The following is a 15,738-nucleotide window of genomic DNA, read 5'->3' on the forward strand; positions in this document are numbered from 1 at the left end:
AATCTCGAATCACATATTCCGCAGTGCACAATCCGCAGCATCGCCCGTACCGGTCATCACCCGGCGGCAGACAACCTCTTGAAGGAGTGGGAATGACATCCACGCGATCCACCCGCGCCGGAATGCCGGCCTTACGCATGCTAACCCTGGCGTTGGCGCTGGTGGCGATGCCAGGCATGGCGCGCACGCCGCAGACCACCCCGCTGCAGGTGCCTGCGCACGGCGTCATCGGCGTTGCGGACGCCCAGCTCAGCCCGGATTTCTGGATCGCCCGCAGCAAGGCGCCGGATGCACCGCTAATGACGCGCGCCGCCATCGACGCCCGCAACGCACGGCTGCTGCGCGAGGACACGTCGATGCACGACCTGACCGCGTTGCCGGCAACGCTGGCGCGCACGCAGGTGGCCGGCTGGATCACCGGACTGGCCTCGCCGCCGACGCGCGCGCTCTGGGATGAGGCCGGCAATCCAGTGGCGAGGACCGCCCTTGATGCCATCGTCGCCAACCGCGCGCTCGACGCCATCCCCGCCAGCCAGCCGACCCGCTTCGGCCTGGCCGTCCAGCGTGCCTCGCTGCGCGCCTTCCCGACGACTCTGCGCGTGTTCAACAGCAACGACGACGCCGACATCGACCGCTTCCAGGAAAGCGCGCTGTTCCCGGGCGACCCGGTGGTGATCGCGCATGCCAGCAGCGACGGCCAATGGCTGTTCGTGGTCAGCCCGCGCTACGCCGCGTGGGTGGAGGCCACGGCGATCGCCGAAGGCTCCCGCGACGCCGTGCTGGGCTACGGCCAGCGCGCGCCCTATCGGATCATCACCGGCGCCAAGCCGCGCACCGTGTTCACCCGCGAGGAGCCGCGCCTGTCGGAACTGCAGCTGGACATGGGCACGCGCGTGCCGCTGGCGCAGGCAGCGCCGGACCAGCCGGTCAACGGCCAGCACCCCTACAGCGCATGGACCCTGTCGCTGCCGGTGCGCAACGCCGACGGCCGGCTGGCGTTCGCGCCCGCACTGCTGCAGAAAATCGCCGACAGCCGCGCCGACTACCTGCCGCTGACCCGCGCCAACATCCTCCGCCAGGCCTTCAAGTTCCTCGGCGAACGCTACGGCTGGGGCCATTCGTACAACGGCCGCGACTGCAGCGGCTTCGTCTCCGACGTGTACCGCAGCATGGGCGTGCAGCTGCCGCGCAACACCGGCGACCAGGCGAAGAGCCCGGTGTTCGCGCGCACCAGCTTCGCGCCGGAGGACGGCCGGGACAAGCGCATGGCGGCGGTGAGGGCGATGCAGGTTGGCGATCTGATCTACATCCCCGGGCACGTGATGATGTACATCGGCGACATCGACGGCATGCCCTACGTGATCCACGACACCAACGGCGGCAGCTACCTCGGCGCCGACGGCAAGCCGCGTTCGCTCGGCCTCAACGGCGTTTCGGTCACCCCGCTGCTGCCGCTGCGCTTCGGCAAGGACCACGACTACGTCGACCGCATCACCAACATCGTCAAGGTGGCAGCCGCCCAATGAAGATCACTGACATCCGCTTCGGCATGCTGCGCGTGCCGCTGAAAACCCCGTTCAAGACCGCGCTGCGCACCGTCGAGCAGGTGGAGGACGTGGTGGTGATGGTGCACACCGACGATGGCCACGTGGGCTACGGCAGCGCACCCGCCACCGCGGTCATCACCGGCGACACCCACGGCTCCATCGTCGACGCCATCCGCCATTACATCGCGCCCCGCCTGATCGGCCACGAGATCGCCAACCTCAACCACCTCACCCACCTGGTGCAGGGCGCGATGGAGAAGAACACCAGCGCCAAGGCAGCGGTGGAGATCGCCCTGTACGACCTGTGGGGCCAGCTGTACCGCGCGCCGATCTACCAGCTGCTGGGCGGCGGCGACCCGGCCATCACCACCGACATCACCATCAGCGTGGACTACATCGACAAGATGGTGGCGGACTCGCTGGCGGCGGTGGAGCGCGGTTTCGAATCGCTGAAGATCAAGGTGGGCAAGGACATCGGTCTGGACATCGAGCGCACCAAGGCGATCCACGCCGCGGTGGAAGGCCGCGCCCTGCTGCGCCTCGACGCCAACCAGGGCTGGACCGCCAAGCAGGCGGTGTATGCGCTGCAGACGCTGGAGGACGCCGGGGTCAAGCTCGAGCTGGTCGAACAGCCGGTCAAGGCGCACGACCTGGCCGGCCTCCGCTACGTCACCGAGCGCGTGCACACCCCGGTGATGGCCGACGAAAGCGTGTTCGGCCCGCGCGAGGTGGTGGAGCTGATCCGCATGCGCGCCGCCGACATCGTCAACATCAAGCTGATGAAGACCGGTGGCATTTCCAACGCGGTCAAGATCGCCGATATTTGCAGCCTGTACGGGATCGACTGCATGATCGGCTGCATGCTTGAATCCAGTATCGGCGTGGCCGCAGCCGTGCACCTGGCGGTGGCGAAGTCTGACGTGATCAGCAAGGTGGACCTCGACGGGCCGTCGCTGTGCCGCTTCGACCCGGTGCAGAGCGGCGTGGTGTTCAACGAATCGGAGATCAGCGTGACCGACGCACCTGGCCTTGGCATCCGCCACATCGAAGGCCTCGCCCCCGCGCATGACCTGGCCGCCTGAGGCGATCCAGGTGGGCACGGCGCTGGTCAAGATCCGCTCCGAACGCGACCGCATGTCGGCGATCGAACGGCGCATCGCCGACTTCATCGTCGAGAACGCCCAGCTGATGCGCGATTACTCCTCGCAGCAGTTGGCCAACGCGCTGGGCATCAGCCAGTCCAGCGTGGTGAAGTTCTGCCAGAAACTGGGCTTCAAGGGCTATCCCGACCTCAAGCTGGCGATCAACGAGGCGGTGATCCGCGCCGACAGCAATGGCGGCGCGCAGCCCCTGCCGCAGGATGCCTCGCATGCGGCCGCGCAGGGCTACGGCCTGTGGCTGCGCAAGTCGGAGGCCGAGGAAGCCACCCGCCTGATCAACCCGCCCGGCACCCTGACCGCCGTCGCCGACACGATCGGACGCGCCCGCACCGTGTTCATCATCGGCCTGGGCGAAGACGACCTGCACGCGCGCACCCTGGCGCTGCGGCTGGCCCAGCTGGGCATCCTCACGGTGCACAACTTCGACGCCGCGCACATGACCGCCAGCCTGTCCGCGGCCAAGCCGGACGACGTGCTGCTGGCGTTCTCCGAGCACGGCCAGCAGCCCGCGCTGGGCCAACTGGCGCGGCATATGCGCAGCCAGCGCGGCAAGGTGGTGACCATCACCCGCCACAGCGCCAACGCCCTGCGCGCGCAGGCCGACCTGGCGATGCTGGTGTCTGCGCACGACGAACGCACGCACATCGAACCCTTGCTCTACCACTCCGCCTTGCAGCACCTGCTGGACCGGCTGTTCATCCGCCTGTACGAGGCCGACGGCGCCCGCCGCGCGCGCCTGCAGGAAACGCTGGAGCGCATCCAGCCGTTGCTGGAGCCGTGATGGCCCGGACCGGATGGCTGCGAGGCGATGGCGTCATTCCCCCGCAGCCGGAAACCACCGGCAAAAGCCCGCTACGATCCTTCAATTTCCCGGACTCCACGACGATGCCGATCCGACGCACCGCCACCGCCCTGCTTGCCCTTCTCGTTGCAGGCTGCGCCCATAACGCCCCCCTCCCCGCGGCCGACGCCAGCCACTGGGCGGACGCAGGCCAGCTGGTGCTGGTCACCTCCGCCGACTGGGATGCCACCGGCGGTGAACTGCGCCGGTTCGAGCGCGACGGCGACGGCTGGACGCAGGTCGGCGACGCGTTGCCGGTGACGCTGGGCCGCAACGGCAGCGGCTGGGGCCTCGGCCTCAACGCCGCGCGCAGCGATGGCCCGGTGAAGCGCGAGGGCGACGGCAAGGCGCCAGCCGGCGTGTTCGCCGTCGGCACCGCGTTCGGCTACGCCGACCGCGCCGACACCGGCCTGCACTACCAGGCGATGACCGCCAACGACTGGTGCATCGACGTGCCGGCCTCGAACTACTACAACCGGATCATCGACCGCAGCGTGGTCAAGGCGCCCCACCTCGACCAGTCCAGCGAGCCGATGCGCCGCGACCTCCACGCCGATGGCGACCAGCGCTACCGCGAGGGCTTCGTGATCGAGCACAACGAAGGCGGTGCGGCGCGCCAGGGCGGCAGCTGCATCTTCGCCCACCTGTGGAAGGCGCCCGGCGAGACCACCGCCGGCTGCACCGCGATGGCCCCGGCCAGCATGGACGCGCTGCTGGGGTGGCTGGACGCGCGCCGCAAGCCGGTGTTCGTGCTGCTGCCGAAAGCGCAGTACGCCGCGCTGAAACACGAGTGGAAGCTGCCGGAGGTGTCCCCGTGAGCCAGACCGCACGCGTCCTCACCGGCCTCGTCGCCGGTATCGTTTTCGGCATCCTGCTGGCATGGCTGGCCCCGGACGCCGGATTGCGGATCGCCGCCGTCGTCGAACCGTTCGGGAAGCTCTGGCTCAATGCGCTGCAGATGACCGTGGTGCCGCTGGTGTTCGCGCTGGTGGTGGTCGGCATCAACCAGGCCAGCGATGCCGCGCACTCCGGGCGGGTCGCGCGGCAGGCCATCGTGTCCTTCGTGGTCCTGCTGACCGCCGCCGCGGCGATGACCGCCGTGCTGGCGCCGCTGGCGCTGTCGATGCTGCAGCCCGACCCCGCCGTGGCCGCCGCGCTGCGCGGCCACGCGCAGGACATCGCCACGCCGTCCGGCGGCTGGGCCGATGCGCTGGTCGCCCTCGTCCCCAGCAATGCCGTGGCGGCCGCCGCGGCGTCGGCGATGCTGCCGCTGGTGACGTTCGCACTGTTCTTCGGCTTCGCCCTGACCCGCCTCGCCCCGGAGCCGCGCGCCCAGGTGGTCGGCCTGCTCAAGGCGGTCAGCGATGCCATGATCGTGATCGTGCACTGGGTGCTGTGGGCCGCGCCGGCCGGCATCTTCGCGCTGGTGCTGGCGCTGACCGCGCGCGCCGGCCTGGGCATGCTGCAGGCGCTGGGCATCTACATCCTGCTGGAATGCGCGCTGTACGTACTGGCGGTGGTGCTGCTGATCGCCGTGGCGGTGACCGTGGGCAAGCGGAGGTTCCGCCACTTCATGGGCGGCCTGGTGCCGGTGCAGGCGGTGGCGGCCAGCACCCAGTCCTCGCTGGCCACGCTGCCGGCGATGCTGGACAGCGCGCAGAACCGGCTGGGCATCCCCGCCCGCGTGTCCGGGCTGGTGCTGCCGATGGCGGTGTCGCTGTTCCGCATCACCTCGCCGATCCAGTACCTCGCCACCGCCTGCTTCATCGCCTGGGCGCTGGGCGTCACGCTCACCCCGGCCCAGCTCGCCACCGGCGTCGCGCTGTCGGTGCTGGTCAGCATGGGCTCGGTGGGCCTGCCCGGCCAGGCGATCTTCCTCGCCACCAACCTGCCGGTCACTTCCGCGATGGGCCTGCCGATCGCCCCGCTGCCGGTGCTGATGGCGGTGGATGCGATCCCCGACGTGCTGGCCACGGTCGGCAACGTCACCGGCGACATGACCGCGACGGCGGTGGTGGCGGCGCGCAGCGGAGAGCCGGAGTCGACCGTTCCATCCGCAACCACCGCTTGACAGCCCTCGCTGCAGTGCAGCAGAGTCGACCCATGTCCTTCCGCATGACCACCACCACGACCATTACCACCGGTACCACGCCGGTGCGGTCGGTCATGCCTGGATAAGACACCATCCCAGACAACGGCCCCCGCAGCGATGAGGCGGGGCGCGAATCCCGACTCGATGCGACGCGGGGCTTCCACCGGAGGCTCCATGGAATCGTCGCAGTCCGCTCCCCCCAAACCCGTCTGTCGCGCGCACAAGTTCGGCGGCAGCTCGCTGGCCGATGCCAGCCGCATCCGGCACGTCGCCGGCCTGCTGCTGGCCGACGACGCGCCGCGCCAGGTCGCGGTGTCCTCGGCCATGCACGGCACCACCAATGCACTGGTCGCGCTGGGTGCAGCGGCCACCGCCGGCGACGAATGGAAGCCTGCACTGGAAGCGCTGCGCCAGCGCCATCGCGAGGCGGCGTGCGCGCTGCTGGCGCAGCCCGACGCCCTGCTGGCCCGGATCGACGCACTGTGCGGCGAGCTGGCCGACCTCCTGCAGGCCGCCTCGCTGCTGCGCCAGCCGGGGCGCACCGCGATCGAGCGCATCCACGGCATGGGCGAACTGCTCTCGACCGCGCTGCTGCATGCGCACCTGCGCGAGCGCGGCGGCGACTACGCCCTGCTCGACGCGCGCGAGGTACTGGTGGTGCGCCATACCGACCTCGGCGCGGTGGTCGACTGGGATGCCAGCGCGGCGCTGCTGGCCGACTGGCGCGCGCGCCACCCACAGTCGCGTGTCAACGTGACCGGCTATGTCGCCCGCGACGAACACGGCCTGCCCACCACGCTGGGCCGCAACGGCAGCGACTATTCCGCGGCGATCTTCGCCAGCCTGTTCAACGCCGACGAGCTGCACATCTGGAGCGATGTCGATGGCGTGCTTTCGGCCGATCCGCGGATCGTGCCGGAAGCGGTGCCGCTGACCGCGATGAGCTATCGCGAGGCCTGCGAGCTGGCCTACTTCGGCGCCAAAGTCATCCACCCGCAGACGATGACGCCGGCCATCGCGCGCGGCCTGCCGATCCTGATGCGCAACACCTTCCGTCCCGATTTCCCCGGCACCCGCATCGACGCCGATGGCGACCGCAGCGCCGCCGGCCCGGTGAAGGGACTCACCCTGGGCGGCGACCTGGCGCTGGTGTGCCTGGAAGGCGCGGGCCTGATCGGCGTGCCCGGTACCGCCGAGCGCGTGTTCGCGGCGCTGCATGCCGCGCACATCTCGGTGGTGATGATCTCGCAGGGCAGCTCGGAGCATTCGATCTGCTGCGTCGTCCACCAGCGCGAAGCGGCGGCCGCGCGCGATGCGCTGCGCGAGGCGTTCGCCCGCGAACTGGCCGGGGCACAGGTGCAGGGCGTGACGATGCTGGCCGGTGTCAGCGTACTCGCCGCGGTGGGCGACGGCATGGCCGGCACGCCGGGCGTGGCGGCGCGCATGTTCGATGCGCTGGCACGCGCCCGGGTCAACATCCGCGCGATCGCCCAGGGCGCGTCCGAGCGTAACATCTCGGTGGCGATCGATTCCGCCGACGCCGCGCGCGCGCTGCGCGCCGTGCACGCCGCGTTCTGGCTGTCACCGCAGACCATGGCCCTGGCGGTGATCGGCCCCGGCAAGGTCGGCAGCGCCCTGCTCGACCAGCTGCAGGCGGCGCTGCCGCGGCTGCGCGAGCGGCACAACATCGACCTGCGCCTGCGCGCGCTGGCCAGCCGCAACTCGCTGTGGCTGTGCGATCACGGCGACGAAGCCGACTGGCGCGCGCGGATGCAGGCCGCGCCGTCCGCGGATGGCCTCGACCTGCTGGCCACGCAGCTGCTGGACGCGCACCTGCCCCACGCCGTGGTCATCGACTGCAGTGCCAGCGACGCCGTCGCGCAGCGCTACCCCGGCTGGCTGGCCGCCGGCATCCACGTCATCACCCCGAACAAGCAGGCCGGCGCCGGGCCGCTGGAGCGCTACGAAGCGATCCGGGAGGCACAGGCGAAAAGCGGCGCGCGCTTCCGCTACGAGGCCACTGTGGGCGCCGGGCTGCCGGTGATCTCCACCCTGCGCGACCTGCTGGACACCGGCGACGAACTCATCGCCATCGACGGCATCTTCTCCGGCACGCTGGCCTGGCTGTTCAACATGTTTGACGGCAGCAAGCCCTTCTCCACGCTGGTGCGTGAGGCGCATGCGCTGGGGTATACCGAACCAGATCCCCGCGACGACCTGTCGGGTACCGACGTGGCCCGCAAGCTGGTGATCCTGGCGCGCGAATCCGGCATGCCGCTGTCGCTGGCCGACGTGCAGGTGGAAAGCCTGGTGCCGGAAGCCCTGCGCGGCGCCGACCGCGACGCCTTCATGGCCGGGCTGGAAACGCTGGACGCGCCGATGCGGGCCCGGCTGGACGCCGCCCACGCCAAGGGCTGCGTGCTTCGATATGTCGCCCGATTGGAGCGTAATGGCCAGGCATCCGTTGCGCTGCGCGAACTTCCCGCCGACCATGCCTTCGCCCACCTGCGCCTGACGGACAACTGCGTGTCGTTCACCACCCGCCGCTACTGCGACAACCCGCTGGTCGTGCAAGGCCCCGGCGCCGGGCCGGAAGTCACCGCCGCCGGCGTGTTCTCCGACCTGCTGCGGCTGGCCGCAGCGCTGGGAGCCAGGCTGTGAGCGCCGTGCGATACGAGGCGCGGGCGTTCGCACCGGGCTCGGTCGGCAACGTCGGCGTCGGCTTCGACGTACTCGGCCACAGCATCGCCGGCATCGGCGATGTCGCCACCGTGCGCCGCATCGAGGCGCCGACGGTGCGGATCAGTGCCATCCGCGGCGCCGTCACCGACCTGCCGCTGGAGGCCGCGCGCAATACCGCCGGGATGGCGCTGATCGCCCTGCGCGAGTCGCTGGCGCTGCCGTTCGGCTTCGAGATCGAGATCGACAAGGGCATCCCGCTGGGCTCCGGGCTGGGCGGCTCGGCTGCATCCTGCGTGGCCGCGCTGGTGGCGGCGAACGCGCTGCTGGAGGCGCCGCTGTCGTCGCACGCCCTGTATCCGCATGCGCTGGCCGGCGAAGCCGTCGCCAGCGGTGGCCGGCACGGCGACAACGTCGGGCCTATGCTGCTGGGCGGGCTGGTGCTGGCCACCGCCGACCGGCTGACCAAGATCGACCTGCCCCCCCGCTGGCACGCGGCAGTGGTGCATCCGCACGCCGTGCTGGAAACCCGCCGCGCGCGCGAAGCGCTGGCCGGTGCCTATGCGCTGAAGGAATTCGTGGCGCAAAGCGCGAACCTGGCGCAGGTGCTGCTGGGCTGCGAGCGTGGCGACGCGTCGCTGGTGCGCGCGGGCCTTGCGGACGTGCTGGTGGAACCGCGCCGCGCGCCGCTGATCGCGGGTTTCGCGGCAGTGAAGCAGGCCGCACTGGATGCCGATGCCATGGGCGCCAGCATTTCCGGTGCGGGGCCCAGCGTGTTCGCCTGGTGCGAAGATGAAAACACCGCACGGCGCGCGGGCGTCGCGATGACGGCTGCATTCGCCGCTGCCGGCATCGACAGCGACCTGCACCTCACCGCCATCGCCGGACCGGCCGCACGGGTGCTGGCATGAACGCATACAGCACACGCGGCCGCGCGCCGGCGGTTTCGATCGCGGATGCCATCGCAGCCGGCCTCGCGCCGGATGGCGGCCTGTACATGCCCGCAACATGGCCGTCGTTCACTGCCGCTCAGTTCGAAGGTGCGGACACGCTGGCCGACGTCGCCACCCGATTCCTCGCCCCGTTCTTCACCGGCGGCGCGCTGGAATCCGCCCTGCCCCGCATCTGCGGCGACGCGTTCGCCATCGAGCCGCCGCTGGCGGATTTCGGCGGACCCGGCGACTTCCTGCTGGAGCTGTTCCACGGGCCCACCGCCGCGTTCAAGGACTACGGGGCGGCCTTCCTCGCCGGCTGCCTGGCGGCGCTGCCGCGCGGTAACAAGCCGCTCACCATTGTCGTGGCCACCTCCGGCGACACCGGCGCAGCGGTGGCCGCCGCCTTCGACGGTCGGCCCGGGTTCCGCGTCGCCATCCTCTATCCCGATGGCCGCGTCTCGCCTCGGCAGGCGCACCAGCTGGGCTGCTTCGGCGACAACATCCGCGCGTTCCGCGTGGACGGCAGCTTCGACGACTGCCAGCGCCTCGCCAAGACCCTGCTTGCCGATGCCGCCTACCGCGCCGAAGTGCCGCTGGGTTCGGCCAACAGCATCAGCCTCGGCCGGCTGCTGCCGCAGGCGGCCTATTACGCGCATACCGCCCTGCGGCACTGGCGCACCACCGGTCGCACGCTGAACTTCGTGGTGCCCACCGGCAACCTCGGCAATGCGCTGGCCTGCCTGCTGGCGAAGCGCATGGGCCTGCCCATCGGCGAAGTGGTACTGGCCAGCAATGCCAATACCGTGCTGCCGGACTTCTTCGCCGGCGGCGACTACGCACCACGGCCCAGCATCGCCACGCTGGCCAACGCGATGGATGTGGGTGCGCCCAGCAACTTCGAGCGCCTGCAATCCCTGTATCCCGACAACGCGGAACTGCGCGCCACCCTGCGCGCCGAAGCGGTCAGCGATGCGGAGATCCGTGCCGCTATCGTGCGCACCCGCAAAGAACGCGGCCACGTGGTCTGCCCGCACACCGCCTGCGCCGCCGACGTGCTGGACCGTCTGCGCGCAAGCGGCGTGGCCGGCGACTGGGCCGCGGTCGCCACCGCCCATCCGGCCAAATTCCCGGAAGTGGTGGAACCACTGCTGGGCGAAACCATCGCGCCGCCGCCGGCGCTGGCGGCGATGCTGGCGCGGACAAGCCACGCGCAGGCGCTGGCCAACGATGCGGACCTGCTGAAGAAACGCCTGCAAAACGCCTGAACAAAATCGGCATTTAGAACAACTCATTCGGACGAATCAACATATTTGCCGGCGGACTGGCGAATTCCGCTGTGATTGCGATAATGGCCGGTCAAGGCCCCGTAGCTCAGCTGGATAGAGCGTCCCCCTCCTAAGGGGAAGGTCGCCCGTTCGAATCGGGCCGGGGTCACCAGGGAACGGGAACATGGAGCAGCGCGGCGCGAGTGGGGATTTCCCACGGGCGTTCGTCCTCCCATGGATTCCCGAAATCCCACCCATTCGTCAAACCCGCATCCCGGAGCCTGCCATGTCCCATCCCGTCCTCACCGCGCTCGGCCTTGCCGCCGTCGAATCCGGCACCTACCTCGGCAACGGCGAATGGTCGAAGACCACCGATGCCGGCGTGATCGAACCGGTCAATCCGAGCAATGGCGAGGTGCTGGGCCGTGTCCACGCGTCCTCGCAGGCCGACTACGACCTGATCGTCGAGCGCGCGCAGGCCGCCTACAAGGTGTGGCGCACCACCCCGGCGCCGCGCCGCGGCGAAGCCATCCGCCTGTGCGCCGACGCGCTGCGCACCCACAAGGACGCGCTGGGTTCGCTGGTGGCGCTGGAAATGGGCAAGTCGAAGCCGGAAGGCGACGGCGAAGTGCAGGAAATGATCGACATCGGCGAGTTCGCCGTGGGCCTGTCGCGCCAGCTGTACGGCCTGACCATGCACAGCGAACGTCCCGGCCATCGCATGTACGAGCAGTGGCACCCGATCGGCCTGGTAGGGATCATCAGCGCGTTCAACTTCCCGGTCGCGGTGTGGGCATGGAACAGCTTCGTCGCGGCGGTGTGCGGCGATATCTGCATCTGGAAGCCCTCGCCCAAGACCCCGCTGTCGGCCATCGCCAGCATGAAGATCTGCAACGAGGCCCTCCGCAAGGGCGGCTTCCCCGACATCTTCTTCCTGTTCAACGACGCCGGCAGCGACCTGGCCCAGGGCTTCGTGGACGACAAGCGCATCCCGCTGATCAGCTTCACCGGCAGCACCAAGGTCGGCCGCATGGTCGGCGAGCGCTGCGCGCGCCGCATGGGCCGCAGCCTGCTGGAACTGGGCGGCAACAACGCGATCATCCTCGATGAAACCGCCGACCTGAAGCTGGCGATCCCCGGCATCGTGTTCGGTGCGGTCGGCACCGCCGGCCAGCGCTGCACCACCACCCGCCGCCTGATCGTCCACGAAGCCGTGTACGACGACGTGCTGGCCAAGCTGGTCACCGCCTACAAGCAGGTGGAAGGCAAGATCGGCGATCCCACCGACCCGGCCAACCTGATGGGCCCGCTCAACAGCAAGGACGCGGTGGACGCCTACCTCGACGCCATCGCCAAGGCGAAGGCCGCCGGCGGCAAGGTGGAAACAGGCGGTGCGGCGATCGACCGCCCCGGCAACTTCGTCCTGCCCACGATCATCACCGGCCTGACCAACGACGCCGAGATCGTCCAGCACGAGACCTTCGCGCCGATCCTGTACGTGATGAAGTACAAGGACCTCGACGAAGCCATCGAAATGCAGAACGCCGTGCCGCAGGGGCTGAGCTCGTCGATCTTCACCACCAACCTCAAGCGCGCCGAGGCGTTCCTGTCGGCGGCCGGCAGCGACTGCGGCATCGCCAACGTCAACATCGGCACCAGCGGCGCCGAGATCGGTGGCGCATTCGGTGGCGAGAAGGAGACCGGCGGCGGCCGCGAGTCCGGCAGCGACGCGTGGAAGGCCTACATGCGCCGGCAAACGAATACCATCAACTATTCCGACGCGCTGCCGCTGGCCCAGGGCATCAAGTTCGACCTCTGAGGAACGCCGATGAATGCACCCATGCGCCAGACCAGTACGCTCGCCGTGGTGAGCCTCGTCTTCGGCATCCTTGGCTGGACCCTGCTGCCGTTCCTCGGCAGCCTGGTTGCGGTGGTGTGCGGCCACATGGCGCGTGGAGAGATCCGCCGCGCCCAGGGCGCGCTGGAGGGTGACGGCATGGCGGTCGCCGGCCTGGTGCTCGGCTACCTGGTGATCGGGCTGAGCGTGCTGGCGGTGATGGCGGCCATCCTGTTCTTCGGCGGGCTGGCCGCGCTGATCGGCCTGGCCGGCATGAACGGATCGCTCTGACCGGCCGCGCGTGTACGGACTCGCCCGCCCGTTCCTGTTCGCCTTCGATGCCGAGCGCGCGCATGGCCTCGGGCTGGCGTCGTTGGAGGCGGCCTACCGCTGCGGCCTGTCGCCGCTGCTGGCGACGCCGCCGCGACCGCTGCCGACCAAGGCGCTGGGGTTGACCTTCCCCAACCCGGTCGGCCTTGCCGCCGGGCTGGACAAGAACGGCGCCCACGTCGACGCGCTGCTGTCGCTGGGCTTCGGTTTCGTCGAGGTCGGCACGGTCACCCCGTTGCCGCAGCCGGGCAACCCGCGTCCCCGCATGTTCCGCCTGCCCCAGCAGCAAGCGGTCATCAACCGCCTGGGCTTCAACAACCTCGGCGTGGACGTGCTGGTGCGCAACGTGGAACGCGCCAAGCGCAGGACCGGGCTGCTGGGCATCAACATCGGCAAGAACAAGGACACCCCGAACGAGGACGCGGTGGCGGACTACCTGGTCTGCCTGCGCCGGGTGTATCCGCTGGCCGACTACGTGACGGTCAACATCTCCTCGCCCAATACCGCCGGCCTGCGTGAGCTGCAGGAAGAGCAGGCCCTGCGCAAGCTGGTCGGCACCCTGCGCGACGAACAGGAAAAGCTGGCCGCGCGCCATGGCAAGCGCGTACCACTGCTGGTGAAGATCGCCCCCGACCTGTCGGAGAACGACATCGACGCCGCCGCCCGCGTGCTCGGCGACCTGGCCGTGGACGGCGTGATCGCCACCAACACCACGATCTCGCGCGAGGGGGTCGAAGGGTCGCGCCACGCGCAGCAGGCCGGTGGCCTGTCCGGCGCGCCACTGATGGGCCAGGCGACCACCGTGCTGCGCATGCTGCGCACGCGCCTGCCCGACACCATCCCACTGGTCGGCGTGGGCGGCATCCTGCACGGCGCCGACGCGGCCACCAAGCAGGCGGCCGGCGCGTTGCTGGTGCAGACCTATACCGGCCTGGTCTACCGCGGCCCGGCGCTGATCGCGGAATGCGTGGACGCGCTGCGCCGGCGCAAGGAAGCCCCCAGCCGCGGCACCCTGCCGCCAGAATGAACGTCGCCCACGGCTCCGGCTATCGCATCGCCGAAAATGCCCGGCTGGACGCGCGCAATACCTTCGGCGTGCGCGCCACCGCGCCGATGCTGGTGGAAGCCACCGAAACCGCCGCACTCCCGGAACTGTTCGGCTACGCGATGCTGCGCAACGCGGCCACGTTGGTGCTGGGCGGCGGCAGCAACCTGCTGTTCGCCGGTGATCCGCCCGGCGCGGTGCTGGCGCTGGAGACGCGCCGCATCGACCTGGTCGAGGACCACGGCGACGCCGCCATCGTCCGCGCCGAAGCCGGCGTGGGCTGGCACGACTTCGTGCTGTGGACGCTGGGCCACGGCCTGACGGGGCTGGAAAACCTGGCCCTGATTCCCGGCACCGTCGGCGCCGCGCCGATCCAGAACATCGGCGCCTACGGCGTGGAGGTGCGCGAGCACGTGCACGCGGTGGAGGCCTTCGATCGCGACAGCGGCCGCTTCGTGCGGCTGGCTGCGGTCGACTGCGCCTTCGCCTACCGTGACTCGCTGTTCAAGCACCTGCCCGACCGCTACGTGGTGAGCGCGGTGGAGTTCGCGCTGTCACGCATGTTCCAGCCACGGCTGGGCTATGCCGGGATCGAGGACGAATTGCGCGCGATGGGCATCGACGGCAGCCCGCGCGCCGCGCAGGTGGCCGAAGCGGTGATCCGCATCCGCCGCCGCAAGCTGCCCGACCCGGCCGTGGTCGGCAATGCCGGCAGCTTCTTCAAGAACCCGATCGTGCCCGCCGCGCAGGCCGAGGCGCTGCTCGCCGCAAATCCGACCATGCCGGTGTTCCGCAGTGCCGACGCGGGCTCGCGCAAGCTTTCCGCTGCCTGGCTGATCGACCAGTGCGGCTGGAAGGGCCACCGCGACGGTGACGCCGGAGTGTCCCCCGACCACGCGCTGGTGCTGGTCAACCACGGCACCGCCACCGGCCTGGAGCTGCTCGCGCTGGCGCGCAGGATCGCCGAATCCGTGCAGGCCCGCTTCGGCGTGGCGATCGAGCCCGAGCCGCGGATCGTGGGCGCGCGCTGGTGAACCCACCGCGCAACGTCCACGCGCGCGCCGCCCTGCTGATGCTGGGCAGCACGCTGGGCTTCGGCCTGATGGCGATCTTCATCCGGCTGGCCTCGAAGACCATCCCGACCTGGGAAGTGGCGTTCTTCCGCAACAGCTTCGGCTTCCTCACCCTGCTGCCGATGCTGGTGCTGCCTGCGCTGCGCCAGCCGCGGCCAGCCGCAGCGTTCGCGGCCAGCGTGCGCACCGACCAGCTGCCGCGCTATGTGGTGCGCACTGCGATCGGCATCGCCAGCATGTTCTGCGGGTTCTGGGCGATCGCCCACCTGCCGCTGGCACAGGCGGTCTCGCTGGCGTATTCCTCGCCGATCTTCGTCACCATCGCCGCCATCCTGATGCTGGGCGAGCGCGTGCGCGCGCGCCGCTGGACGGCGGTGGCGCTGGGTTTCCTCGGCGTGCTGGTGATCGTACGGCCGTGGTCGCATGCCTTCAGCCTGGGCTCGCTGGTGGCGGTGGCTGCAGCGGTGCTGAGCGCGCTGGTGGCGATCCAGATCAAGCAGCTCTCGCAGGTGGACAAGGCCGACACCATCGTGTTCTGGACCTATGCGCTGTGGGTGCCAATGTCGCTGCTGCCGGCGCTGTTCGTGTGGGTCTGGCCCAGCGGCATCACCTGGCTGTGGCTGGTTGCCACCGGGCTGATGGGCACGGTGGGCCAGCTGCTGTGGACCCGGGCGCTGAAGCTGGGCGACGTGTCCGCGCTGACCCCGATCAGCTTCATGCAGCTGCCGGTGGTCACCTTCGCCGGCTGGGTGCTGTTCGACGAATCGGTCGATGCCGCCACCCTGTTCGGCGCCGGCATCATCCTCGGCTCCACCTTCTACATCGCACACCGCGAAGCCAAGCTCGCCCGCCAGCAACGCAGCCAGGCGCCGAGCGAGGCGGTCGAGCCTGGCAACTAGCGCGGTCGACTGGCCGCCAGCTGGCCCTGCCCGGG

The 15,738-nt window shown here is 70.1% G+C and carries 13 protein-coding genes and 1 tRNA gene; all 14 read left to right on the forward strand.

The window, feature by feature from the left end:
• Nucleotides 1-137: 137 nt before the first annotated feature.
• Nucleotides 138-1,526, forward strand: a complete 1,389-nt coding sequence (locus ICG51_RS02130) for an SH3 domain-containing protein (protein ID WP_223809494.1) — start codon at nt 138-140, stop codon at nt 1,524-1,526.
• Entirely contained in the window at nt 1,523-2,629 is a 1,107-nt protein-coding gene (locus ICG51_RS02135) for a dipeptide epimerase (RefSeq protein ID WP_190281403.1), read from the forward strand. The genes ICG51_RS02130 and ICG51_RS02135 overlap by 4 nt, the downstream gene beginning before the upstream one ends.
• Nucleotides 2,613-3,488 (forward strand): MurR/RpiR family transcriptional regulator, encoded by an 876-nt coding sequence (locus ICG51_RS02140; protein ID WP_190281405.1) that lies wholly within the window; start codon nt 2,613-2,615, stop codon nt 3,486-3,488. Before ICG51_RS02135 ends, ICG51_RS02140 begins: the two co-directional genes overlap by 17 nt.
• Nucleotides 3,489-3,592: 104 nt before the next feature.
• On the forward strand, nt 3,593-4,366 hold the full coding sequence (locus ICG51_RS02145) for a hypothetical protein (protein WP_190281407.1): 774 nt from the start codon (nt 3,593-3,595) through the stop codon (nt 4,364-4,366).
• Nucleotides 4,363-5,619: a dicarboxylate/amino acid:cation symporter gene (locus ICG51_RS02150; protein WP_190281409.1), complete on the forward strand. Its 1,257-nt coding sequence runs from the start codon at nt 4,363-4,365 to the stop codon at nt 5,617-5,619. Before ICG51_RS02145 ends, ICG51_RS02150 begins: the two co-directional genes overlap by 4 nt.
• Nucleotides 5,620-5,814: 195 nt before the next feature.
• A complete protein-coding gene (thrA, locus tag ICG51_RS02155; protein ID WP_190281411.1) occupies nt 5,815-8,301 on the forward strand; it encodes a bifunctional aspartate kinase/homoserine dehydrogenase I in 2,487 nt (828 codons plus the stop codon).
• Nucleotides 8,302-8,306: 5 nt separating this feature from the next.
• Complete coding sequence (locus tag ICG51_RS02160; protein WP_190282312.1) at nt 8,307-9,230, forward strand: homoserine kinase; 924 nt, start codon at nt 8,307-8,309, stop codon at nt 9,228-9,230.
• Nucleotides 9,227-10,519 carry a threonine synthase gene (gene thrC, locus ICG51_RS02165; protein WP_190281413.1) on the forward strand — a complete coding sequence of 431 codons (1,293 nt, stop codon included), beginning with the start codon at nt 9,227-9,229 and terminating at the stop codon, nt 10,517-10,519. The genes ICG51_RS02160 and thrC overlap by 4 nt, the downstream gene beginning before the upstream one ends.
• Nucleotides 10,520-10,614: 95 nt before the next feature.
• Nucleotides 10,615-10,691, forward strand: a tRNA-Arg gene (locus ICG51_RS02170).
• Nucleotides 10,692-10,805: 114 nt separating this feature from the next.
• Nucleotides 10,806-12,338: an aldehyde dehydrogenase family protein gene (locus tag ICG51_RS02175; protein WP_190281415.1), complete on the forward strand. Its 1,533-nt coding sequence runs from the start codon at nt 10,806-10,808 to the stop codon at nt 12,336-12,338.
• Nucleotides 12,339-12,347: 9 nt separating this feature from the next.
• The gene (locus tag ICG51_RS02180; protein WP_190281417.1) at nt 12,348-12,647 is read left to right on the forward strand and encodes a DUF4190 domain-containing protein; all 300 of its coding nucleotides are present in this window, start codon (nt 12,348-12,350) and stop codon (nt 12,645-12,647) included.
• Between the two features lie 10 nt (nt 12,648-12,657).
• Entirely contained in the window at nt 12,658-13,713 is a 1,056-nt protein-coding gene (locus ICG51_RS02185) for a quinone-dependent dihydroorotate dehydrogenase (protein ID WP_190281419.1), read from the forward strand.
• A complete protein-coding gene (murB, locus tag ICG51_RS02190; protein WP_190281421.1) occupies nt 13,710-14,765 on the forward strand; it encodes a UDP-N-acetylmuramate dehydrogenase in 1,056 nt (351 codons plus the stop codon). Before ICG51_RS02185 ends, murB begins: the two co-directional genes overlap by 4 nt.
• Nucleotides 14,766-14,803: 38 nt before the next feature.
• A complete protein-coding gene (locus ICG51_RS02195) occupies nt 14,804-15,703 on the forward strand; it encodes a DMT family transporter (RefSeq protein WP_190282313.1) in 900 nt (299 codons plus the stop codon).
• The last annotated feature ends 35 nt before the right edge of the window (nt 15,704-15,738 follow it).

The sequence above is a fragment of the Thermomonas sp. XSG genome, assembly GCF_014678725.1.
Taxonomy (GTDB): Bacteria; Pseudomonadota; Gammaproteobacteria; order Xanthomonadales; family Xanthomonadaceae; genus Thermomonas.